This window comes from Kitasatospora sp. NPDC049285, assembly GCF_040678815.1.
Classification (GTDB): domain Bacteria; phylum Actinomycetota; class Actinomycetes; order Streptomycetales; family Streptomycetaceae; genus Kitasatospora.
Genome location: NZ_JBFAQR010000060.1, coordinates 22,327 through 45,627, shown reverse-complemented (window position 1 = coordinate 45,627; position 23,301 = coordinate 22,327). Strand labels below are relative to the sequence as shown.

Annotated in this window: 14 protein-coding genes, 1 other RNA gene and 1 pseudogene; 8 read left to right on the top strand and 8 right to left on the bottom strand. The window is 72.8% G+C overall.

What is annotated here, in order from left to right; translation table 11 throughout:
* The 5 genes and pseudogenes from AB0K51_RS28530 to lanL all read right to left on the bottom strand — a co-directional run.
* Positions 1 to 1,091 (bottom strand): annotated as a pseudogene (locus tag AB0K51_RS28530) (ABC transporter ATP-binding protein); the annotation flags it as partial.
* Positions 1,092 to 1,190: 99 nt separating this feature from the next.
* The gene (locus AB0K51_RS28525; RefSeq protein ID WP_363460034.1) at positions 1,191 to 2,813 is read right to left on the bottom strand and encodes an ABC transporter ATP-binding protein; all 1,623 of its coding nucleotides are present in this window, start codon (positions 2,811 to 2,813) and stop codon (positions 1,191 to 1,193) included.
* A gap of 141 nt (positions 2,814 to 2,954) precedes the next feature.
* Positions 2,955 to 3,098 (bottom strand): VenA family class IV lanthipeptide, encoded by a 144-nt coding sequence (locus AB0K51_RS28520; protein ID WP_363460033.1) that lies wholly within the window; start codon positions 3,096 to 3,098, stop codon positions 2,955 to 2,957.
* A 328-nt stretch (positions 3,099 to 3,426) separates the two neighbouring features.
* Positions 3,427 to 5,598, bottom strand: a complete 2,172-nt coding sequence (locus AB0K51_RS28515; protein ID WP_363460032.1) for an alpha/beta fold hydrolase — start codon at positions 5,596 to 5,598, stop codon at positions 3,427 to 3,429.
* The gene (gene lanL, locus AB0K51_RS28510; RefSeq protein ID WP_363460031.1) at positions 5,595 to 8,534 is read right to left on the bottom strand and encodes a class IV lanthionine synthetase LanL; all 2,940 of its coding nucleotides are present in this window, start codon (positions 8,532 to 8,534) and stop codon (positions 5,595 to 5,597) included. The genes AB0K51_RS28515 and lanL overlap by 4 nt, the downstream gene beginning before the upstream one ends.
* A gap of 475 nt (positions 8,535 to 9,009) precedes the next feature.
* On the opposite strand from lanL, the gene AB0K51_RS28505 reads away from it, so the two are divergent.
* Genes AB0K51_RS28505 through AB0K51_RS28495 form a run of 3 tightly spaced genes read left to right on the top strand, consistent with a single transcriptional unit; the run spans position 9,010 to position 11,805 of the window.
* Complete coding sequence (locus AB0K51_RS28505) at positions 9,010 to 9,846, top strand: Nif3-like dinuclear metal center hexameric protein (RefSeq protein WP_363460030.1); 837 nt, start codon at positions 9,010 to 9,012, stop codon at positions 9,844 to 9,846.
* A gap of 35 nt (positions 9,847 to 9,881) precedes the next feature.
* Positions 9,882 to 10,625 (top strand): C4-type zinc ribbon domain-containing protein, encoded by a 744-nt coding sequence (locus AB0K51_RS28500; RefSeq protein ID WP_363460029.1) that lies wholly within the window; start codon positions 9,882 to 9,884, stop codon positions 10,623 to 10,625.
* Positions 10,626 to 10,629: 4 nt separating this feature from the next.
* Positions 10,630 to 11,805, top strand: a complete 1,176-nt coding sequence (locus tag AB0K51_RS28495) for a bifunctional RNase H/acid phosphatase (protein WP_363460028.1) — start codon at positions 10,630 to 10,632, stop codon at positions 11,803 to 11,805.
* A gap of 93 nt (positions 11,806 to 11,898) precedes the next feature.
* On the opposite strand, the gene yaaA is transcribed toward AB0K51_RS28495, so the two are convergent.
* Positions 11,899 to 12,696 carry a peroxide stress protein YaaA gene (yaaA, locus tag AB0K51_RS28490; RefSeq protein WP_363460027.1) on the bottom strand — a complete coding sequence of 266 codons (798 nt, stop codon included), beginning with the start codon at positions 12,694 to 12,696 and terminating at the stop codon, positions 11,899 to 11,901.
* Between the two features lie 234 nt (positions 12,697 to 12,930).
* On the bottom strand, positions 12,931 to 13,527 hold the full coding sequence (locus tag AB0K51_RS28485; RefSeq protein ID WP_363460026.1) for a DUF3995 domain-containing protein: 597 nt from the start codon (positions 13,525 to 13,527) through the stop codon (positions 12,931 to 12,933).
* Positions 13,528 to 13,577: 50 nt separating this feature from the next.
* Here AB0K51_RS28485 and AB0K51_RS28480 point away from each other — a divergent pair, with 50 nt between their 5' ends.
* The 3 genes from AB0K51_RS28480 (at position 13,578) to rnpB (ending at position 16,972) form a co-directional block, all read left to right on the top strand.
* On the top strand, positions 13,578 to 15,038 hold the full coding sequence (locus AB0K51_RS28480; protein ID WP_363460025.1) for an RNB domain-containing ribonuclease: 1,461 nt from the start codon (positions 13,578 to 13,580) through the stop codon (positions 15,036 to 15,038).
* A 55-nt stretch (positions 15,039 to 15,093) separates the two neighbouring features.
* Positions 15,094 to 16,557 (top strand): DHA2 family efflux MFS transporter permease subunit, encoded by a 1,464-nt coding sequence (locus AB0K51_RS28475; protein WP_363460024.1) that lies wholly within the window; start codon positions 15,094 to 15,096, stop codon positions 16,555 to 16,557.
* A gap of 13 nt (positions 16,558 to 16,570) precedes the next feature.
* Positions 16,571 to 16,972: RNase P RNA component class A (rnpB, locus tag AB0K51_RS28470), an RNA gene on the top strand.
* Positions 16,973 to 17,418: 446 nt separating this feature from the next.
* On the opposite strand, the gene AB0K51_RS28465 is transcribed toward rnpB, so the two are convergent.
* Positions 17,419 to 17,919 (bottom strand): very short patch repair endonuclease, encoded by a 501-nt coding sequence (locus tag AB0K51_RS28465; protein WP_363460035.1) that lies wholly within the window; start codon positions 17,917 to 17,919, stop codon positions 17,419 to 17,421.
* A gap of 779 nt (positions 17,920 to 18,698) precedes the next feature.
* Here AB0K51_RS28465 and AB0K51_RS28460 point away from each other — a divergent pair.
* A complete protein-coding gene (locus AB0K51_RS28460) occupies positions 18,699 to 19,025 on the top strand; it encodes a CU044_2847 family protein (RefSeq protein ID WP_363460023.1) in 327 nt (108 codons plus the stop codon).
* 44 nt (positions 19,026 to 19,069) lie between these two features.
* Positions 19,070 to 23,209: a hypothetical protein gene (locus AB0K51_RS28455; RefSeq protein WP_363460022.1), complete on the top strand. Its 4,140-nt coding sequence runs from the start codon at positions 19,070 to 19,072 to the stop codon at positions 23,207 to 23,209.
* Positions 23,210 to 23,301: the final 92 nt, after the last annotated feature.

Below are 23,301 nucleotides of genomic sequence, written 5' to 3'. Positions count from 1 at the left end.
GGCGCCGGTGCGGGCGCGGGCGCGGGCGCGGGCGCGGGTGCGGGCGCGGGTGCGGGTGCGGGTGTGCCCGGTGTGCCCGGTGCGCTGGGTGTGGAGGTGGTCGCCAGGCGGTCCAGGACCACGGCCAGGTCGAGCAGCCAGCTGCCCAGCATGCCGGCCAGTGTCCGTACCGCGGGCTCCAGTTGTTGCAGCAGGTAGGTGGCGACACCGAGGACCTGGCCGGCCGTCAGCCAGTGCTGACCGATCAGCCACGGGGCGGCGAGCACCGTCGCGAGCAGCGGCAGCCGGCCGCCGAGGGCGACGATCAGGGAACGGGCCGCCGCCGCCCGGCCGAGGGCGCGGACCGCGGCGCCCTGGGCGGCGACCAGGGCGGTGAGTTCTGCCGCGACGCGTTCCTGCGCGCCGCAGGCGGCGACGTCGCGCAGACCGGCGAAGGCCCGGCCCGCCTCGGCGGCGATCCGCTCGTCGGCGACCACCACCGCCCGGCGGCGGGCCACCAGTGGGCGCAGCAAGCGGACGAACAGCCCGCCGGAGACCAGCAGCGGGAGCAGGACCAGCGGCAGCACGGCGGGCGCCAGGACACCCAGGCCGACCAGGGCGGCGACCAGGCCGATCCCGACGCCGCGGGCGCTGCGCAACAGGGTGGCAGTCAACTGCCGCGCCGACTCCACCTGTTCGGTGATCCGGGCGATCTCCGCCGGGCCGTCCGGGACGGGCCGAGCCAGCGCGCCGTGCACCACCCGGGTCACCAGGGCGTCCCGTAGCGGCTCGACCACCTCCGCCAGGTGCGGGAACACGGCCCGCGCTGCCACCGCCCGCACGGCCGTTACCGCGCCGAGCGCCGCCAGCCACGCGAAGCCCACGCCCGGCCGACCCGCCAGGAAGCCGCGATCGGCCGCCGCCGCCACCAGCAGTCCCGACGCCAGCGCGGGCAGCGCCTCCACCGCCGACCACCCGGCCACCCGCCACCCCGCCCGCCGAGCCGCCGCGTCCCGGGACACCGCCCCGGCCAGCCCGCGCAGCAGCACCCCCGCGAGACCGGCGCTGCCGGCCGTCAACTCGCCTTCACCCGGCGAACCTTGCCGCACCATCCCCTACTCCTCGTCCCCCGAGCGCCGCCCCATTGCGGCACATGCGTCATCGTCGTCCGGGCCTGACTCTCAACTCGCCGCCGCCCAGCGGCCCTTGCGTCACTGACCCGCCGTCACCGCCGCGCCCGCCAGGGTGGTGCGGTAGTCGGGGTCGGCGAGCAGTTCGGTGTGGCGGCCGGTCGCGCGGATCCTGCCGTCGGCGAGCCAGACCACCAGGTCGGCGCGGGCGGCGGCGGAGGCGCGGTGGGTGACGACGAGGCGGGTGCGGCCGGCGGTGGAGTCGTGGAGGGCCTGGCCGACCTGGTGCTCGGTGGCGGTGTCGAGGCTGGAGGTGGCGTCGTCCAGGACCACCACCCGGGACTGCCCGGCCAACAGTCGGGCCAGCCCGAGACGCTGCAACTCGCCACCTGAAAAACGGAGTTCACCGACCTCCGTACGTTCTCCCGCAGGCAGCCGGCTGACGAACGCGTCCGCCCGGGCGGCGGCGAGCTCGGCCGGGCCCGCACCCTCCAGCGCGTCCGCCAGGGTCGGCCCGACCAGCAGCGGACGTTCGAAGGCGTACCCGACCGCACGGCGGCGCGCCGCGACGTCCAGATCCGCCACCGGCACCCCGTCGACCAGCACCGCGCCCTCGTCCGGCACCCGCAGCCCGCCGGCCAGCGCCGCCAGCAGCGACTTGCCCGCACCGGAGCGGCCCACCACCGCGACGGTCGAGCCCCCCGGGACGACCAGCTCCAGCGGGCCGAACACGACCGCCCCGTCGGCGTCCCGCACCGTCACCCCGCGAAAGACCAACTCGCCAGGCCCGTAAGGAAGTTCCAGCATGCCCGTGAGCGTGCCCGGAAGCCCGGCAACCGCCGCGACCCGGTCCCGCCCGGCCCGGGCGTGGGCGACCCCGACCAGCGCCTCGACCTGCTCGAAGAACCCCAGCCCCAGAGCCGCCCAGCCGGCCGCCGCGGCGAAGGCCCCGGGCGGCAGGGCACCCTCGGCGATCAACTGGCCGGCCGCGCCGAGGACGGTGAGCTCGACCGCGGCGATCAGCAGCATCGCCTGCCACACGGTGCTGCGCTGCACCTGCCACAACGCCCGACCGGCCGAAGCCAGTTCAGGCAGGACGGCGAGCACCCGGCGGGCCTCCACCGGCTGGGCGCCGACCGCGTGAATGGTCCGGACGCCCTCCAGCGCGCCGGTCAGCCGGTCGGCGAGCCGGCCCTGGGCGGCCTGGTAGTGCGCGAAGACGTCCTCGGCGGTGCGCATGAACAACCGGACCAGCACCGCTCCCGGGACCACCCCCGCGAAGAACGCCAGCGCCAGCCAGGGGGAGAGCACGGCGAGACCGAGGATCGCGCCGGACGAGGTGAGCAACGCCGTCACGGCGCCCAGGCGGGCCACCCGCGCAGTACCGGCGTCCGCCGCCGCGCCGACCAGACGCGCCGTCAGATCACCCGCGCCCGGCCGTGCCCCGGCCGCCTGCTCGGCCGCCGAGGGGAACGGCCGAAGCCACAGCACCCGGCGCAGCAGACCCGTTCGCAGCACCACCGTGTCGGCGGCCGTGCACGCCGGACCGGCCGCCGCCGCGACCGCCGAGGCCGCCGCCCCCGCGGCCAGCACCGCCGCCAGGGCGCCGATCGCCCAACCGTCGGACCGGCCCGCCAGCACCGCGTCCAACGCCGCCCCGGCGACCCCCGGCAGCGCGAGGGTCGCGGCAGCCTCCAAGGGCACCGAAAGCACCAGAGCCAGCGACCAGCCGCGCAACGAGGACTCCTGAGAGAGAAGGGAACGGGCGGCCCCGGGCCGCCCGGCGGGGCTGTGCCCGCCCCCGGAGACCGGAGGCGGGCACAGCGCGAGCTCGGTGACCCGGCGTCAGCTGATGGTGAAGATCAGGCAGGTCAGGATCAGACAGGTGAACTGGCACCCGCCGCCGTGGCCGCCCAGCTCGACGGACTCGAGCTCGGGCAGCTCCTGAAGGGCCGCGAGGTCGGTCTCGAAGGCGGTCATGTTCTCCATGGTGTTTCCTCCCCTTGGGTTGCTCCGCCGGAACGCTCCGGCAGACTGCGCCCGGGACTCTCCCCGGCGCAGACCTCGCCCCGCCGTCGACGCTCAGGCCTGGCCGGACCCTTGAGGGTCGGCCGGCTCGCGTGCGCGGCGGGAAGTCTGATGTGTAGTCAGGCGGAATGGGCGGCCGTCGGGTCGACGGGCCGATGGCACAGGGCAGCCGGGTCGACGGGCCGATGGCTCGGGATGGCTGTCCAGCCGAGGGGCCGGCGGCTTGGGGTGGCTGTGGCGTTGACGGGCCGACGGCGCCGGGTGGGTGTCGAGGCGACGGGCTGGCGGCTCAGGCGGGTCTGCCGGTCCGCAGGAACCCCGCGAGCAGTTCGTGCAGCACGGCTGCGCCCTCCTCGGCGAGCACCTCGTGACCGGAGCCGGCCGCCTCCACGTAGCGGAAGTCGGCGCCCTCCGTCCGGCCCAGGCGCAGCAACTCGTGGCGCAGGGCCCGGGACTGGCTGACCGGCACGACCTCGTCGCGGTCGCCGTGCACCACCAGCAGCGGGCTGTGCAGCCGGTGGGCCAGGTGCAGCACGTCCCGGGGGCCGCGGGCGTCGTCGATCGCCCGGTCGCCGCCGAGCCGACTGGTCAGCGCCCGGACCGGGGCGGCCGCCTCCGCCAGCAGCCGGCCACCGGACAGGAACGGTGCCACCACCGCACAGCGCGACACCTGCCCGGACGGGGCGTGCGCCGCCGCCAGCAGCGCCAGGAACGCGCCGTAGCTGACCCCGAACAGGGCGGGCGGCTCCAGCCCGAGCGCGGCACGCTGCCCGGCGACGCCCTCCACCAGGGCGAGCACGTCGTCCAGGTCGGGACCGCCCCAGGCGCCGCGGATAGCCATCGCGAACTCCGGCCCGTAGCCGGTGGACCCGCGCTGGTTCGGGGCGAGGACGGCCAGGCCCTCGGCGGCCATCCGCTGCAGTGCCGGATCGAACTCCAGCCGCCAGGCGTCCGCCGGACCGCCGTGCAGCGCGATCACCAGGTGCGGTGCGGACAGCCAGGCGTCACCGCCGTAGACCACCGCCTCGATCGGCCCGGCCGGGCCCGCCAGCTCCAGGCTCTGCGCCGCACGCCACCGTCCGCCGTCGTTCGGCGGGGCCGAGCCGTCCAGCCGCCAGCCCGCCGGTGCGGCGCGCAGGGCCCGTAGCGTGCCGGTCGACTCCGGCAGCGCCGGGGCCGGTTCCGCCGCGCCGTGCTCATGGCCGCTCAGTGCGGCCGCGAGCTGGGACGAACTCACGTGCGCCGTGCCGCCGTTGAGCGGTGCGAGCTGGAGCGGCAGCGGCACCGCGGCGGGCATCACCGCCGGGCCCTGCGCCAGCAGCGCGGCTACGTCCAGGGTGGCCAGCGCCGCCGGATGGTCCGGCGCCGAGTACGGCATCCGCAGACCCGCCACCGACCAGTGGCCGACCGCACCGAGCCGGCCGGGCGGCACCGGCAGCGGGTCCAACCGCCCGCCGCTGGGCTGCCACAGCGCCAGCGCGGAACCCGCGCCGTGGTCGATCTGCAGCGCCACCTGCGGTTCGGCGGCGCCGAGCCCGCCGGGGGCGAGCGCGATCGGCCGCAGGAACATGCCCGGGATGTGCAGGCACTCCGGGAAGCGCACCGGCTCGTCGCCGCCGATCAGCGCCCAGCCCAGCCGGTCCGCACCGGGCGCGTCGCTGCGCAGCATCCCGAACCGGGTCGCCGGGTCGAACAGCACCAGCCGGTCGTTGCTGGCCTCGCCGAGCTCCAACAGTGGTGTGGTCTGGCCGAGTTGGAGGTCGAGGACGACGGTCTTGACCACCCCGTCGGCGACCCGGTCCAGCGCCAGCAGCCGGCCCACGGTGTCCAGCCACACCCCGCCGCCGTGCAGCCCGGGCAACTCGGCGACCTGGCGTGGTGCGGACCCGTCCGCGGCCAGCAGCCACACCGTGGTCACCGGGCGGGTGTCGGTGCCGAGCAGCACCGCGACCGGTGCGTCGGGGTCGGTCAGGTACTTCGGCTCGATCGGGTCGGCCGATGCGTGCGGCTGGGTCAGCTCCTGCGGTTCCTGCGGTTCCTGCGGTTCCTTTGGTTCGTGCGGCCTGGTCCGTGGGCCGGGCATCGCCAGCAGCCGCAGGCCGGGCAACCGCAGGGTGGCCAGCGGGAGTTCGACGGCCGGGCGGAGTCCGGCGGTGGCATCGGACGGGGCCTCGGCGGGCGCTGACAGCAGGGCCAGCGCGTGCCGGTCGGCGTCGTGCCGGCAGACCAGCACCCGCCCGTCCGGCAGTGCCATCAGCTGGGACCGCAGGCTCTCCGAGCGTCCGTCCGGCAGCAGCAGCGCGGTCGGCTCGGCCGGACCGCTCTCCGGCAGCCGCCAACTCTCGGCGTACCAGCCGCCGTCCGCCCCCGCCGCCAGGCAGGCGGCGTGCGAGCCGTCCCCGGCGAAGGCGAAACTGAGGCGGCGCAGCGCCTGCGGCGCGGTTCGCAGTGCGGTACTCATCGGCCACCTGCCAGGATCGGTTGACTGTCCGTCAGTTCGGCCGCGCGGTAGGGGAGCGGATCGGTCCACAACCGCGGGCCGCCGTGCCGCAGGCGCAGCAGGAAGGCCAGCGGGCCGGCGGTGCCGGTGCCGTACGCGGCGGCACAGCCGGTGCCGGTCTCGTCCGGGAGGACCAGCAGGCCGTCCCGGAGGGCGGCGCGGGCGGCGATCAGCCGGGCGAGTTCCTGCGCGCCGTGCCGGAACCGGCTCTCGCCGGTGGCCTCGGCCAGGTCGAGCAGGTACTCGCCGTTCCCGGCCAGCCCGTGGCAGGCGCAGACTCCGCTGTGCCAGCGGCCGTCCAGCACCGCCTGCCCGGCGGCCACCGCGAGGCGGTGCGCCTGCCGGTCGCCGGTCGCCTGCCAGAACCGGACCAGGAAGGTGCCCACTCCCGACGACCCGCTGCACCAGTGCGCCAGCCGGACGTGCTCCGGGTCGCCGTGGCTCTGCGGCCACCAGGCGGAGCCGCCGGACCACCGGGCGGTGGCCGCCAGGGTCTCCGTCGCCGCCTGCGCGCCGGTCGTCAACTGGTCTGCCGTATCGACGAGTTCGGGACGGTCCCGGAGATCGGGCAGCTCGCGCAGGGCCGTGGCGGTGGCCAGCAGGAAGGCGCCGACCCCGGCCACGCCGTGCGCGTAGCCGAGGTGGACCGCGCCGGCGAGCGCCGAGTCGAAGTCCGCGGGCACCGGCCAGACCGTCCCGTACGGTTCGGTGCGGGCGGCCGCCAGCAGGCCGCGGGCACACTCCACCGCCCGGTCCAGGTACGTGCGGGCGCCGGTGACGCGGTGGACGCGCAGTTGCAGGAAGCCGGCGCCGGCCGCGCCGTGGCAGACGTCCGGGTTGGGCCAGGCCAGCCGGACCCGGGACGCCAGGCCCGCCGCGCGCTCGGCCAGGCCCGGGTCGGCCAGCGCCTCGGCGGCCTCCAGCAGCGCCCAGGCGGTGCCGGAACGGCCGAAGTGCAGGCCCGGCAGCACCACCGGCTCGGCGGCGCACCGGCGTTCGATCCACTCGGCGGCCAGTGCGGCGGTGTCCCGGGCCCGTTCGCGGGCGGCCTCCGGCAGCGGCGCCTGCGCGGCGCGGGCGAGCACGGCGAGGACTCCGGCGGCGCCGTGCTGCACGTTGCACGGGTCGGTCAGGCGTCCGGCGGGGACGGTCGGCCACAGGTGGTCCCGGCGCTGCGGGGTGACGGTCTGTGCGAGGTGGCGCAGGCCGTCGTGCAGCAGCCGGTCCAGCGCCGGCGGGGTGACCGGGATTCCGGGACGCGGCGAGGTGGTCACCGCGCGCTCGTCGGTCGGAGCGCCCTGGACGGTTTCGGTGCTCCGCGCGGCCTGGGCCTGCTGGATGGTGAGCTCCTCGCGCACCCGGGCCAGGCTCCAGCGCTGGTCGGCGGCCTCGGCCCGCAGCCCGAGCACCGCCGGCGCGAGCCGCCGGGCGCTCTCGCCGTCACGGGCGGCCAACGCCAGCCAGCGGCCGAGCCGTTCGGCGACCGGCCGGGCCAGCGGCAGATCGTCCGGGAGCAGCGGGTCGTGGCCGGTGGCGAGCAGGAAGAACAGGCCGCCGAGTGCGAACAGGTCGGTGGTGTGGGCGGCCCGGTCGGCCAGGTGCGGACCGGAGTGCTCCGGGGCGCGGTACCCGGGGGTGCCCGCCGATCCTGCCAACACCCCGGCGGGGACGGCCAGTTCGAGGTCGACCAGGCGGAGTTCGCCGTCCGGGAGGACCAGCACGTTGCCCGGCGACAGATCGCGCAGCACCAGGCCGCGGCGGTGGACCCGGTCCACCAGCTCAAGCAACGCCAGCGCCATCGGGCCGGCCTCCGCCCACCCCACGTCCGGCGAGCCGTCGTGGCGCAACCGGGCCGCCACCCAACTGCCCAGCGCCTGGCCGTCGATGCGCTCCTGCACCAGGAACAGCGAGTCCTGCTGCTCGATCAGCGCGTACACCTTCGGCGTCAGCCCGCTGTCCGCCAGCCGGCCCAGCAGCTCCGCCTCGTGCCGCAGCGCGGCGCGGGCGTCGGTGCCGACCCGGTCGACCTCGATGTGGGCGCGGGCCTGCTTCACCACCACCTCGGCGCCGGTCGTCGTGTCGGTGCCGAGGAACACGCCGCCCTTCGCGCCGTGCCGCACGGCGGCGGTCAGCGCGTAGCGGCCGTCCAGCAGCACCCCGGCCCGGCGCTGCGCGGGCTTCGTGGTGGCGGGCGCTGTGATGGCGGGCTGCGCGAGCGCGGGCCTCGCGGTGGCGGGCTTTGCGGTGGCGGGCTTTGCGGTCGACCCGGCCCCCTCGACGGGGTCGACGGCCCACGGCGGGCAGCGGTAGGCGGCGGCGCGGACGTCCTCGACCAGGCTGCCGTCCGGGCCGCGCAGCATCGAGCGGTAGGCGCCGTCGTTGCCGAGTACTGCGTGGCCGGCGAAGGCGCCGTACCGGTAGTGCACGCGGCTGCCGGGGCGGTACGGGCGGTCGGAGAGAATCACCGGTCCGGGCATTCCGACGGTGGCGCGGTGGAGTTCCTCGGCGAGCCGCAGGAATTGCTCCTCGCCGTCCGGGTAGACCGTGATGAATTTCCCGGCCGAACCGCGTTCGCTGTTCCGGGAATTGATTTCGTGGACCTTTTCCCGGTCGGCTGCGAACTTGAACGCGCAGGGATCGTCGACGAGCGCCGAGGCGACCGCGGAGAGCACTTCCACCGCGACTTCGGACGCGGCACTGACGTGCAGTTTCCATCCCTGGGCGGGGAGGTCGCGGCCGGGCGGCCGTACCGTGCACCAGAAGCCCTCGACCGCGACTCCCCAGTCGCCGCCGCCTCCCCGGGCCCTGCTGCCGGTCACGGCCGCCCGCACCACCTCCACCAACGTGCCGTCCACACCCGGCACGTCCTCCTCGACCGGTACCGGCTCCCCTGCCATGCGCAGCGGTGTGCCCGCCCCCATCTGCTTCACACCCCTTCGCCGTGGCTCCGACCGGTACGGTCTTTGGAAGTCACGAGAGCCTCGGCCGCGCCTGCCGGAATTCCGGGAACGGAAATGCCGGCCGGTCGCCTCTTTTCGACCCCCCTGGTCGAGGCAACTCTCGTTCGCAGGACTGAAGTTACTTTCGAGGCGGGGGCGGCTCAACACCGCTCGGGTCACTTCACTCTTAAGGGTGATCAGAGTTCGCTTTCGAATGCGCGTCCACCGGCGCGTGTGGCCTGAGTGCCCCGCGCGGAACCGGACCGCCCCTGCCGGTACAGGCACGGATCGGGCGCCGCGCGCCCCCGCGCGCCAGGCCGCGCCGGGTTGACGCGTGGTTGTGCGGAACTCCGATTCCCGTGCGAATAGCCGGACGAGGGTGCGGCAGCCGGGCACGGCCGGGCCCGGGCGTGACACGCGGTAGTCTCGACAGGTGCCGAAACTGTCCGACGTCATCGCCGTGCTCGAAGACATCTACCCGCCGCAGTGGGCGGAGTCCTGGGACGCCGTCGGCCTGGTCTGCGGTGATCCCGACGCCGAGGTGAACCGGGTGCTGTTCGCCGTCGACCCCGTGCAGTCCGTGGTGGACGAGGCCGTCGAGTGGGGCGCCGACCTGGTGGTCACCCACCACCCGCTCTACCTGCGCGGCACCACCACGGTCGCCGCGACCGGCTTCAAGGGCCGGGCGGTGCACTCCCTGATCAAGCACGACATCGCGCTGCACGTGGCGCACACCAACGCCGACCACGCCGACCCGGGCGTCTCGGACGCGCTCGCCGAAGCGGTCGGCCTGCGGGTCACCGGACCGCTGGTGGCCGACCCGACCGACCCGGCGGGCCGCCGCGGCAGCGGCCGGATCGGTGAACTCCCGCAGCCGATGACGTTGGCCGCGTTCGCCGCGCAGGTCGCCGCCGGACTGCCCGCCACCGCCGCCGGGGTCCGCGCGGCCGGTGACCCGGACCGGCTGATCAGCCGCGTCGCGGTCTGCGGCGGCTCCGGCGACTCCTTCCTCGCCGAGGCCCGCGCCGCCGGCGTGGACGCGTACGTGACCGCCGACCTGCGCCACCACCCGGCGTCCGAGGCCACCGAGGCGGCGCCGCTCGCCCTGGTCGACGCCGCGCACTGGGCCACCGAGTGGCCCTGGCTCACCCTCGCCGCCCGCGAACTGGCCGACCGCGCGGCCAAGCGCGACTGGTCGTTGGAGAGCCGCATCTCCACCCGGGTCACCGACCCGTGGACGGCGCACGCGCCGATGCCGTACGCCCCCTGACCCCCCGTCGAAATCCACCCACAGGAGCCTGACGCGTGAACGCCGCGCCCGCCGACCAGATCCGCCTGCTCGACCTGCAGGCCATCGACTCCCGCCTCGACCAGCTGGCCCACCGGCGCCGCACCCTGCCCGAGCACGCCGAGATCGACAAGGCCGCCGCCGACCACACCGCCCTCAAGGACCTGGTGATCGCCGCCCAGGCCCAACTCGGCGACACCACCCGCGAACTGGCCAAGGCCGAGGCGGACGTGGAGCAGGTCCGCTCCCGTTCCGCCCGCAACCAGCAGCGGATGGACTCCGGCGCGGTCACCTCCCCGAAGGACCTGGAGAACCTCCAGCACGAGAACGTCTCGCTGGCCAAGCGCCAGGGCGATCTGGAGGACGTGGTGCTGGAGGTGATGGAGCGCATGGAGTCCTCGCAGACCCGTGTGACCGAACTCACCGCCCGCCTGGAGCACTCCTCCGTGGTGGTCGCCGAGGCCGAGGGCCGCCGCGACGCCCAGTTCGCCGAGCTCGACGCCGAGGCCGAGAAGGTCCGCCGCGACCGCGAGGCCGTCTCCGTCGCGATCCCCGCCGACCTGATGAAGCTCTACGTCCGCCTGCGCGAGCAGCAGGGCGGCGTCGGTGCGGCCCGCCTGTACCAGCGCCGCTGCGAGGGCTGCCGCACCGAGTTCTCGATCACCGAGTTCAACGCCATCAAGGCCGAGCCCACCGACAAGGTGCTGCGCTGCGAGAACTGCGGGCGGATCCTGATCCGCACCGGCGAGTCGGGCGTCTGACCCGGTGGCGAAGTTCATCGTCGAGGCCGACGGCGGCTCCCGGGGCAACCCGGGGCCGGCCGGCTACGGCGCGGTGGTCCGCGACGCCGACACCGGCCAGATCCTGGTCGAGGCCGCCGAGTTCATCGGGCGCGCCACCAACAACGTCGCCGAGTACAAGGGCCTGATCGCCGGACTCCGGGCCGCCCGCGAGCTCGACCCCGACGCCCGCGTGGACGTCCGGATGGACTCCAAGCTGGTCGTCGAGCAGATGTCCGGACGCTGGAAGATCAAGCACCCCGACATGCAGCCGCTCGCCGCCGAGGCCCGCGGCATCCTGCCGCGCGGCAACGTCGAGTACCGGTGGATCCCGCGGGAGAAGAACAAGGACGCCGACCGGCTCGCCAACGAGGCGATGGACGCCGGCAAGGTGGGCCGCCAGTGGGAGCCCAAGGCCCGGGCCGCGGCCGGGGCGGTCCCCGCGCCGCTTGCCGCACCGGTGACCGCACTTGCCGAGGACGAGGCGCTGCCCGCCGCCCCCGCGCCCCGGGCGGCCTGGGCCGCGCCCGCCGACGTCGGCACCCCTACCACCCTGGTGCTGCTGCGGCACGGCGAGACGCCGCTGACCCCGCAGAAGCGCTTCTCCGGCAGCGGCGGCAGCGACCCCGGGCTGTCCGAGAAGGGCCGCTGGCAGGCCGAGCGGGCCGCCGAGGCGTTCGCCGCCCGCGGGACCGTCCAGGCCGTGGTCGCCTCGCCGATGCTGCGCACCCGGCAGACCGCCGAGGCGGTGGCGCTCCGGCTGGGCCTGGAGGTGCGGATCGAGGAGGGGCTGCGCGAGCTCGACTTCGGCGACTGGGAGGGCCTGACCTTCGCCGAGGTGCAGGAACGCCACCCCGACGACCTGGAGGCGTTCCTCACCTCCGCCAAGGCCAAGCCCACCGGCAGCGCCGAGTCGCTCACCACGCTCACCCACCGGGTCGGCCAGGCCCGCGACAAGGTGCTGGCCCGCTACCCGGGCAAGACCGTGCTGGTGGTGTCGCACGTCAGCCCGATCAAGACCCTGGTCCGGCTCGCCCTCGGGGCCCCGCCGGACGCGGTGCACCGGATGGAGCTCTCCGCGGCCTCGCTCTGTGCCGTCCAGTACTACCGGGACGGCAACGCCTCGCTGCGGCTGCTCAACGACACCGGCCACCTGCGCTGAGCACGCTTTCTGACGGGCCGTCCATAATCTTGTGACGGTCCGTCAGGTGTGTCTGTGGGCGAGGTGTGTGCGGGCGGTGCCGGGGAGATCCGGTCAGTGCACGTCGGTGACGATGACGTCCAGCTGCCAGGGCTTGCGGGCAGTGCCCCGGGCCGAGACCTCCACCCGGTAGCCGAGGCCGGTCAGCGCGTCCACCAGGTCCCCGGGGGAGGCGGGCTCGACGCCCTCGGCGAGCAGGTCGCGGACCAGCCGGCCCTTGGTCGCCTTGTTGAAGTGGCTCACCACGGTGCGCTTCAGCACCCCGTCCACCTCGCGCTCCTGCAGCACCCGCACCGTCGCCGTCCGGCCCGCCAGCTCACCGGCCGGCTTCCACGCCGCCGCGTACGCGGAACTGCGCAGGTCCAGCACCAGTCCGTCCGCGACCTCCGGCAGGACGCCGCCCAGCACGCCCCGCCAGTACGGGCCCAGCGCGCCCAACGGCGGCAGCTTCACCCCCATCGAGCAGCGGTACGGAGGGATCCGGTCGCTGATCCGGACCGCGCCCCACAGTCCGGAGAAGACCAGCAGCGAACGCTCCGCCAGCGCGTACGCCCGCTCGTCCAGCTTGGCCAGGCCGAGGTTGTCGAAGAGCACCCCGGTGTACACCTCGCCGGCCGGGAACGCGCCCGTGGTCGGCAGGGCCGCGTTCTTGCCGATCTCCCCACGCAGGCCCTTGCTCAGGCCCAGTACCTCGGCGGCCCGGTCCTCGTCCCCTCCGCACAGCTCCACCAGCGCGGACAGCACCGCCCGCCGCGCCCCGGTCAGCCCCGGCAGCGACAGCTCCGCCAGCTCCACCGGCGCTCCCGCCTCCGGCGCGGCCTTCCCCTCCGACGGCGGCAGCAGAACCAGCACGGCGACACCCCTCAACAATCTGTAGCACCAGGACGCGCCAACCCTAACGACCTCACCCCCCGACCCTCGAATCCCACCGGTGCCACCGAGTCCCACCGGCGACATCGAGTCCTACCGGCGACACCGAGTCCCGCCGCGGCCATCGAGTCCTACCGGCGACACCGAGTCCCGCCGCGGCCATCGAGTCCTACCGGCGACATCGAGTCCCGGAGGTGCGCGGGCAGCGCCGCCGGGTCACTCGCCGCCGGCCGCCACCACCGCCGCACCCGCGCCCAGCGCCACGCAGAGCGGCGCGTACACCCGCCGGTCCAGCCGGACGAAGCGGGTCGACCGGGCCGGGTGCCCGGCGGCGAACAGCGCCGGACCGCCGACCCCGCGCACCAGCAGCGCCCCCGCCACCCCGGCGGCGCCCGCCGCCCGCACCCAGCGCGGACCGCTCGCCGGCACCACCCCGCCGCGCGCACCCACCAGGTACGCGCCCGCGCCGAGCAGCCCCGCCACCCCCAGGCACATCCCGCCGGACGGCATCGCCTCCGGGCCGACCCCGACCACCGCGTCCGCGAACCGCGCCCGGTCCCGCCAGGGCCACGGCGAGTAAGCCCACACCGCGTGTAGGCCCCCGACCGCCGCCAGCGTCCCCGCCACCGCTGCCGCGGTCGCCCGAACCCGCCGGCCGCCCGGGCGAACCCCGGACGCTCCCGCCGCCACCTCCCGGCCGCACGATCCGCAGGCATGCCCGGCCCGTCCCCGACCCGCAGCCCGATCCGGGCCACCCGTCCCCACCGTCACGGCGCCACCTCCATGGCCAATCCCCCTACGCCACAACCGCATTAGCGGCGTTCCGACGCGCCATCCACGCTACTCCGCCTTACGCTGCGACCATGCCGCGCCGACACCTCAGCGTCCGAGCCGCCCAGACCGCCAGGATCAACACCGAACTCGCCGAGCTCCGAACCCGCTTGGAGATCCGCACCGACTGGCCACCCGAGGTGCTCGCCGAAGCCGATCGGGTGGCCTCGCTGCCCCGGCTGCCGGAGTTCGACGCCACCGACCTCGAACTGTTCACCCTCGACCCGCCGGACTCCCGCGACCTCGACCAGGCCATGCACCTGGCCAGGCGCAACGGCGGCTACCGGGTCCACTACGCGATCGCCGACGTCGCCGCCTACGTCGCCCCCGGCGGCGCCATCGACACCGAGTCCACCCGGCGGGTGCAGACCCTGTACTTCCCGGACGGAAACGTCCCGCTGCATCCCGCCCGGCTCTCCGAGGGCGCCGCCAGCCTGCTGCCCGGCGAACTGCGGCCCGCCCTGCTCTGGCAGCTCGACCTCGATGCCGACGGCGCGCTCGTCCTCGCCGACCTGCGCCGCGCCCGGGTCCGCTCCCGCCGCCGACTCGACTACGCCACCGTCCAGGGCCGGATCGACGCCGGCACCGCCGACGCGCAACTCGGCCTGCTCGCCGAGATCGGTCGGCTGCGGGAAGCCCAGGAGCAGGCCCGCGGCGGGATCAGCCTGCCGATCCCCGAACAGGAGGTCGAGGCTGCCGACGGCGGCTACCGCCTCGGCTACCGCGCACCCCGCCCCGCCGACGGCTGGAACGCCCAGGTCTCCCTGCTCACCGGCATGTCCGCCGCCGAACTGATGCTGGACGCCGGCATCGGCCTGCTCCGCACCCTGCCGCTCGCCCCCGAGTCCGCCTACGCCCGACTGCGCCGGGTCGCCGCGGCACTCGGCGTGGACTGGCCCGCGGAGCTGCCCTACCCGGCGCTGATCCGCTCCCTCGACCCGGCCCGCACCGCCGACGCGGCCTTCCTCAACGAGTGCACCGGACTGCTCCGCGGCGCCGGCTACCACGCCTTCGACTCCGCCCGCGGCATCGCCCCGCCCGCCGACCCCGGCCACGCCGCGCTCGCCGCCCCCTACACCCACTGCACCGCGCCGCTGCGCCGACTCGGCGACCGCTACGCGCTGGAGATCTGCCTCGCGGTGGCCGGCGGCACCGACGTCCCGGGCTGGGTCCGCGACGCCCTGCCGCGGGTGCCCGCGCTGATGGAGAGCGGCGACCGCCGAGCCCACGAGGTGGAGCGCGCCTGCGTGGACCTGGTGGAGACCGAGCTGCTCCGCGGTCGCGAGGGCGAGGACTTCGAGGCGGTGGTGATCGACGTCGACGAGCGCAAGCCCACCGTCGGCACCGTGCAACTGCGCGAGCCCGCCGTGGTCGCCAAGTGCGACGCCCCCGACCGCCTCCCGCTCGGCCGCCGCGTCCGGGTCCGCCTCACCCGCGCCGACCCGGACACCCGCACCGTCCGCTTCGCCCTCGCCCCGCTCGCGGCCGGATAGTGGGGCGGGTAGCGGATGGAAGAGGCCTCGAAACGTCCGGTGCGATGATCGGGTCATGAGTCGACCGAGTACCGCGCCGGACCGTCGCCGCAGGCTGTTGATCCTCGCGATCTGCTGCCTCAGCCTGTTCATCGTCGGTCTCGACAACACCGTGGTGAACATCGCGCTGCCCGCGATCCAGCACGACCTGGACGCCCCCGCCTCCGGGCTCCAGTGGGTGATCGACGCCTACACCTTGGTGCTCGCCTCGCTGCTGATGCTCTCCGGCTCGATCGCCGACCGGATCGGCCGCAAGCGGGTCTTCATGGCCGGACTGGTGCTCTTCGTCCTCGGCTCGCTGCTGTGCAGCCTCGCCCCCGGGCTGGGCTGGCTGATCGGATTCCGCGCGGTGCAGGCGGTCGGCGGTTCGATGCTCAACCCGGTGGCGATGTCGATCATCACCAACACCTTCACCGACCGCGCCGAACGGGCCCGGGCGATCGGCGTCTGGGGCGGTGTGGTCGGCATCAGCATGGCGCTCGGCCCGCTGATCGGCGGCTTCCTGGTGGACAGCGCCGGCTGGCCGTCGATCTTCCTGATCAACATTCCGGTCGGGCTGGCCGCCTTCGCCCTGACGTTCCGTTACATCCCGGAGTCCCGCGCGCCCCGGGCCCGCCGTTTCGACCCGGTCGGCCAACTGCTGATGGTGGTCATGCTCGGCTGCGGCACCGCCGCGATCATCGAAGGCCCCGGCCACGGCTGGACCTCCCCGGCGATCCTCACCCTCGGCGCGCTCGCCGTCGCCGCGCTGATCGCCTTCCCGCTCTGGGAACGGCGGGTCGCCGAGCCGCTGATCGACCCCCGCTTCTTCCACAGCGCGCCCTTCACCGGGGCCACCGTCACCGCCGTCTGCGCGTTCGCCGCACTCGGCGGCTTCCTCTTCCTCAACACCCTCTACCTGCAGAACGTCCGGCACTACAGCCCGGTCGAGGCCGGACTGTGGACCCTGCCGATGGCCGGACTCACCCTGCTCGCCGCGCCGCTCTCCGGCCGGATCGTCGGCAGCCGCGGCCCCCGCCTGCCGCTGCTCGTGGCCGGCGTCGCGATGGCCGCCAGCGGGGTGCTGCTCACCCGACTCACCGCCGACTCCTCAGCGCTCCTGCTGCTGCCCGCCTACGCGCTGTTCGGCCTGGGCTTCGGACTGGTGAACGCGCCGATCACCAACTCCGCGGTCTCCGGGATGCCGCTGGCCCAGGCCGGCGTGGCCGCCGCGGTGGCCTCCACCAGCCGACAGATCGGCCAGTCGCTGGGCGTCGCGGTGATCGGCACGGCGGTCACCAGCGCCGTCGTCTCGGCCGGCGGGTTCACTCAGGCCACCCACCTCGGCTGGTGGATCATCACCGGCCTCGGCCTGATCATCCTCACGCTCGGCCTGGTGACCACCACCCCCTGGGCGACCGCCACCGCCGCCCGCGTCGCGGCCCGCTTCGACCAGACCCCGGGTCCGGTACGGGAGGCCCCCGTCGAGCGGCTACGATGACCAGTACGGCGGACGAGCCGGCCGGGCGGTCGCGTCGGGTCCTTCACGGGCCCGCCGAGGAACGTCCGGGCTCCACAGAGCAGGGTGGTGGGTAACGCCCACCCGGGGTGACCCGCGGGACAGTGCCACAGAGAACAGACCGCCCCCGCCTCGGCGGAGGGTAAGGGTGAAACGGTGGTGTAAGAGACCACCAGCGACCGAGGTGACTCGGCCGGCTCGGTAAACCCCACTCGGAGCAAGGTCAAGATCGACGCCTTCGGGCGTCGTGCGCGGATGTTCGAGGGCTGCTCGCCCGAGTTCGCGGGTAGACCGCACGAGGCTGTCGGTAACGGCAGCCCTAGATGGATGGCCGCCGCCTTGGGCCGCGCAAGCAACCCAGGGGCCACAAAACCCGGCGTACAGGCCGACTCGTCCGCCGCCACCTGCGGCTTTATCCCGGAAAGGGCCTCTGACCTGCGTCGGAGGCCCTTTCCGATCTTTCACGCCCTTGCTGTCTTAGGCGGCAAAAAGTCCCTGGAAGGTCCCTCGGGCAGAGCGGAAAGTCCCTGAAAAATCCCTGGGATGATCTTGGTCTGGCGAAGGCGTTCGCTGGCCGTGGCCCATGGCACCTCAAGGTTCCCGTGGACATCGCCGGTCCTCCGGCCGTCTCAAGAGGTGATCGGTACGCGATTCGCGCGCACATGGCATGCTGAAGCCGTGATCAGAGAACCTGTCGAGGCCGTCATCCGCGAAGACGGGAGCGTCGAGCTTCCCATGGGGATCATCGTGGAGGCAGGCCTCTCGGTCGGTTCGCGGATCGTGGCCTTCAGTGACGGCGATGGCAGGATCGTCCTGCGACGAGAGGCCGATGCCGTCGACGACCTACTGAACGGTCGTCCTCTCTAATCGCTTCACCGCGGTGGCCTTCAGGCGCGCAGTGGTGACCGCCTCGATAACCTGTCGGGCGGCATCCTCTGCCGGGACGTGCTCCCAGAACCGGAGTACCGTCCAACCGGCCTGTTCGAGCAGCCGCACGGTTTCCGCGTCCCGGGCCTTGTTCCCTTCGATCTTCGGAGCCCAGAAGTCGCGGTTGGTCTTGGGTACGGTCCGATGCTCGGCACATCCGTGCCAGTAGCAGCCGTCCACGAAGACCGCCACCTTCGCCTTCGTGAACACGATGTCCGCAGTGCGACGGAGTGTCGGAACCGGCCGAATCGAAACCCGGTACCGGAGCCCCTCTCGGTGCAGGAGGGATCGGAGCCGCAGCTCGGGCTTCGTGTTCTTCCCCTTGTTCGCCTGCATGGACTTCCGGGTGCCAGGAGATGACGCCCACGAGCCCTCTGCAGCCGGCGCGCTCGAGAGCAGCCCGGACGATTCCGCCAACCGCCAACCTTCACGGAGGTTTTCGGCGCGAGTGCGGTGGTCTACCTCCCCGAGCGGGACGCGGCTCGAATGGCCGTCGACGGACCACTGGAGCACGGCCCTCACCCGCCCGGTGCGGCTGGATCCGCTCAGTACCACGGCTGCTGGCCGTAGTCGCCCTCCGCCGGCATCCACGAGCCGTCGCCCGGCGCCGCCGGCTGCACGGTCCTGTTCCCGCGATCGCTGTGCTCTATCGAGTCCCTGGCGAGGCCGCCACGAGCGGTCGGATACGGCCGTCTCCGACGATCTGCTCGTGCTCTTCACTGTCACTGGCCGTCCCTCGGCTGTCGAGAATGCGTTTCGATTCCGACGATACGGGTCGTTGGGTCTTGCTGTTGCTGCGCCGGAGGAGGCCCCGATACCCGAGGGCCAGCTGTGGCACGGCGTGGTCGCGCTCGTTGCGCGGTCTTCGGGAGGCTTTCAGAGCATTCACCGGCCCTGTGGAGTCCAAGCCGAACTCCGAGGGCTGCCCTGTGGTGGGAGATGGCCATCGGCTCCAGCAGGTACCTCGAAGTGGACGCCGGCCTCTGGACGACGGTCAAGCCGACTGGGCGGACGCGAGCGGATCCGACCCCGACCGACGTGCACGAAGGGCGGAACACCTCCCCTGACGAACCGTCACCAATCGCTACGTTCAGGAACGAAACGTTCGCCACTCCGCGAGCGAATGTGCCGCCGGTTCTTCGCCATCCCGGGGTTGCCGGTACCGTCTTCGCAGCAGAGAACTCGAAGGGGGGCCCGTGGCGTCGCAGGTGGTGTCGTACGAGCTGGATCCGGATACCGTGGTTCAGTTCGAGATCGAGCCGACGGATGAATACCAGCAGGTCGGTGCCGATCAGATCCTCGGCCGAGTCCAGGAGGCCGCGCGCCCGGCTATCGAGGCAGCGCGAGCCGTGCTGGACCAGGCCGTGAGGCTCGGTCCCTCGGAGGTCGAGGTTTCGTTCGGTATCAAGGTGAACGGGTCGGTCAACTGGGTAGTCGCCAAGGCCGCCACGGAGGCCAACTTCGGCGTAAAGCTCACATGGCGGCCCGGCACCGGCCGAGACGAGGCCGACGGTCAGGAATGAGCGCGGCATCCCCGGATGGTCGCCGACCGGCGGTGGACGGCTGGGTGGCAGCCGTCCACCGGTCCGAGCTGCACGATAAGCCGCTCGGCTCGGGATTTCTCATCGATGCCCATCGGGTGCTGACGTGCGCCCATGTGGTCTTCGCGCAGGATGAGCTGCGCAGTCCGTTGTGGGTGGCGTTCCCGAAGGCCGATGAGCTGATGCACCGGCGGATCAAGGTCGACCGGGTCGTGGCACCTGATCCGGCTGTCCGAAAGGTGAAGGACGTGGCCGTCCTGATCCTCGAGGAGGCGGTGTCAGAGGAGTTCGCTGCGCCGTTGCGCCGACCCAGGCCGGGTGAGCTCGTCGGCAGCTCGTGGTGGTCCTTCGGCTTCTCCGACGACCTTCTGGGCGACTCCTCGGATGGCCGCGTCGGTGAGTCGATCTCCTACGGTTGGGTTCGCTTGGACGCCGACCGTCGTCCCATCCGCCCCGGCGACAGCGGCGCCGCGCTCTGGTCGGCGGACCACCAGGCCGTCGTCGGGATGGTGGGTCAGGCCCGGCCGAACGGCGACGAGGCCCGCGCGCTAAGCATGTGGGCCATCGCCGATTACCTGCCGGACGAAAAGCTACAGCTGCTTACCGACTGGACCGTCGAGGACGCTGGCGAGGCCGCGCTGTCCGAGTGGGGCTGGACCCTGGCGGGAGATCCGGAAGCCGCCCGACACTGGCGCCCCCGTGCCCGCGGTGTGAGTAGGGATGCCGAGCGAGGCTTCCGGTTCCGTGGCCGTGTGGCAGCGCTTACTGCGATCGTCGACTGGATCACCCGCTCGGCGGGCGATCGCCGACAGGTCCTGGTGGTGACCGGTTCCCCCGGGGTCGGAAAATCCGCCGTGCTCGGCCGCATCGTCACCACCGCCGATCAGGCGATTGCGGCGACTCTACCGTCCGAGGACGACGCCGTTCGTGCGCCAGAGGGATCCGTGGCCTGTGCGGTTCACGCACGAGGCAAGACCGCTCTGGATGTGGCCTGCGAGATCGCCTCCGCTGCGTCCGCCGTGCTTCCGGGCGATGTGGAGGATCTGCCTCTCCTGATGAGGAACGCGCTTAGCGGACGGCCGCCGGGAACTTTCGCCGTCGTGGTGGACGCTCTCGACGAAGCCGCGACGCCCGAGGATGCGCGGGCGATCATGAGGTCCATTGCGATTCCCCTTGCGGAGACGTGTGCGGACCTCGGTGTGACGGTGGTGGTCGGCTGTCGACGTGTGGACGGAGTGGGAGGCCTCATCGCACCATTCGGCGGTGCCCTCGAAGTCCTGGACCTCGACAGCCCGAGGTTCTCCGCGCAAGAGGACCTGGTCGCCTACACGCTGGCGACTCTTCAACTACTCGGTGACGAGCGCTCGGACAATCCGTACAACGCACGAGTCGCAGCCGACGCGGTGGCCGAACGGATTGCCGTCATCGCGCAGGGAAACTTCCTGATCGCCGGACTGGTCGCGCGTTCCCACGGCATGCACGATCGTACGGCGATCGATCCCGCCTCGATCTCGTTCACACCGACCGTCGACGCCGCACTCCGGGACTACCTCGCCTTCCTGCCATCGCTGGACGGTATTCCGGCAGATGACGTTCTTACCGCGCTGGCCTACGCGGAGTCTCCTGGGATGACGCTCGGTCTCTGGTCCATCGCAGTAGGCGCTCTAACCGGTCATACCCCAGCCCCGGACGACCTTCGGGCGTTCGCCCGATCATCGGCGGCGAACTTCCTGATCGAGTCGAGCGATGTCGCCGCTCAAGCGAGTGCCTTCAGGCTATTTCACCAAGCGCTGAACGAAGCGCTCGTCGTCGGCCGGGCAGCCGAGCTGGCGATCGCCGATGAACGCTCGATCGCCATCGCCTTCCAGCGCGTCGGTAGCGACACCGGCTGGGAAGGTGCTCCCGACTACCTGTTGCGCGCACTGCCCGACCACGCCGCCCGGGGACGTGTCATCGACGACTTGCTCGAAGACCACTCCTATCCCCTCTACGCCGACCTTCGTCGGCTGGTGCCAGCCGCAAAGGCTTCGACCTCGGCGGCGGGACGTACCCGTAGCCGATTGCTGCGAATGACCCCGCAGGCACTCGACGCGGCGCCGGAGGACCGGGTAGCCCTCTTCAGCGTGACGGAGACACGCGAACACCTGGGCCACACGTATCGCGACGCCGGGCTTCGCGCGCCGTATCGCGGGGTCTGGGCCGCAGGGGCACCTCACCTGGAAGAGATCGTTCTCGAAGGCCACGGTGACTGGGTCAATGCCGTGTGCATGCTTCCGATGGAGGGCCGCGCCATTCTCGCCAGCGCCGCGAACGACGGTACCGTCCGTCTCTGGAACCTCGATACCGGAGACCAACTGCGGGTTCTCGAAGGCTACAACGGCTCGGCTCAGGCGTTGTGTTCCGTCTCGGTGGGGGGCCGGCCACTTCTCGCGACCGCCGGGAACGATTCTGTGGTTCGCCTCCAGGATCCCGAGTCCGGAGTGCTATTGCACGTCCTTGAAGGGCACACCGGAGCAGTCAGGGCCGTGCTCGCGGTCGAGACGTCCGGCCGGTCGCTTCTCGTTACCGCCGGGAACGACTCCACGGTTCGCGTGTGGGACCCGAGGTCGGGCGAGTCGGTGCACGTACTCGAAGGGCACGACGGTTGGGTCAACGCCGTGTGTGCCGTCTCGGTGGAGGGACGGACGCTTCTCGCGACCGCCGGGAACGACTCTGTGGTTCGTTTGTGGGATCCGGAGTCCGGTGCCGGTTACAGAGACCTAGAAGGACATGCGGGTGCGGTACTGGCGGTGTGTGCCGTCGAGGTGGGGGACCGGCCGCTTCTCGTCACCGCCGGTGACGACTCCACGGTTCGCGTGTGGGATCCGAAGTCGGGCGAGTCGGTGCACGTACTCGAAGGGCACGACGGTTGGGTCAACGCCGTGTGTGCCGTCTCGGTGGAGGGGCGGACGCTTCTCGTGACGGCTGGTGATGATTCCATGGTTCGCATGTGGGATCCGGAGGCCGGTGTGGCGTGCGGGGGGCTTGAGGGCCATACCGGTCGGGTGTTGGCGGTGTGTGCCGTCTCGGTGGGGGGTCAGCCGCTGATCGTGACGGCTGGTGATGATTCCATGGTTCGTGTGTGGGATCCGGAGGTCGGAGCGGTTTCCGGCGGACTTGGGGGCCCCACCGGCCGGGTGTCGGCGGTGTGTTCCGTCTCGGTGGGAGGCCGGCCGATGGTCGTGACCGCCGGACACGACGCTGGCGTTCAGTTGTGGGACCCGGAGTCCGGCGCCGTACGGCGAACCCTGGAAGGTCGTACCGGCCGGATTAGAGCCCTCTGCGCCCTGTCCACGAGTGATCGCAGTCTGCTCGTCACGGCCGGCGATCACACGATCCGTCTTCGGGATGCCGGTACCGGTGAGATTCTGCATAGCTTTGAAGGGCACCCGGACGGAATCAATGCAGTATGCGAGGTCCCGATCGGTGATCGGACTCTGCTCGCCACTGCTGGCGACGACCGAACCGTTCGTCTGTGGGACCCCGAGGCCGTCGAGTCCTCGCGGACCTTCGACAGCGAAACCGGGTCGTTCAATGCGGTATGCGCACTCTCGACGGGTGGTCGCACCCTGCTCGCGGCTGCAGGCGAGCGCCTCGCCGCGGTCGGCGGCGGGACGGTGATTCGTCTTTGGGACCTGGACTCCGGCAGCATGCGGTGGACCTTCGAAGGCCACACCAAGGCGGTTAACGCCGTGTGTGCCGTGCCGCTGGGCGATCGCACTTTGCTCGCTTCCGCCGGTGACGATCGCACGGTTCGTCTGTGGGACCCCGAGACCGGCGAAGTGGTTTCCGTTCACGAGGGCCACACAAGCCGGGTCACGGCTGTCCGGGCGGTCGTGACGGGTGATCGGACTCTTCTGGTGACCGCGGGAAACGACCACACGGTCCGGCTCTGGGATCCCTTCGTCTCGCACGCGGTGCGGGTCATTCCCGTTCGTTCCCCGGCGCTTTCCATCGAGGAGGTCGACGGGCTGGTCGTAATCGGCCTGAACGACGGGGTGATGGCTCTGGCCGTCACCCCGGAAGCGGTATCGCTGATGAATACTCCACGGTCCTCTGGCTTGCACTCCGCCGTGGGTCGGAATACGCGCGGTCTAGCCGCTGGAGCCGAGAGGCGCAGCCTGTGAAGAACGCTAGCGTGTTTTTGCGGTGCGGTAAGAGCGCGACGGCGCGGACTTCGAATAATATTGGCTCTATCGAACGAGATCGGGGAACGGTC

Coding starts and splice junctions, on each gene's coding strand:
- AB0K51_RS28485 (WP_363460026.1), bottom strand. CDS start 13,527: ATGCGGTTGTGGCGTAGGGGGATTGGCCATGGAGGTGGCGCCGTGACG.
- lanL (WP_363460031.1), bottom strand. CDS start 8,534: ATGGCAGGGGAGCCGGTACCGGTCGAGGAGGACGTGCCGGGTGTGGAC.
- AB0K51_RS28480 (WP_363460025.1), top strand. CDS start 13,578: ATGCCGCGCCGACACCTCAGCGTCCGAGCCGCCCAGACCGCCAGGATC.
- AB0K51_RS28520 (WP_363460033.1), bottom strand. CDS start 3,098: ATGGAGAACATGACCGCCTTCGAGACCGACCTCGCGGCCCTTCAGGAG.
- AB0K51_RS28475 (WP_363460024.1), top strand. CDS start 15,094: ATGAGTCGACCGAGTACCGCGCCGGACCGTCGCCGCAGGCTGTTGATC.
- AB0K51_RS28515 (WP_363460032.1), bottom strand. CDS start 5,598: ATGAGTACCGCACTGCGAACCGCGCCGCAGGCGCTGCGCCGCCTCAGT.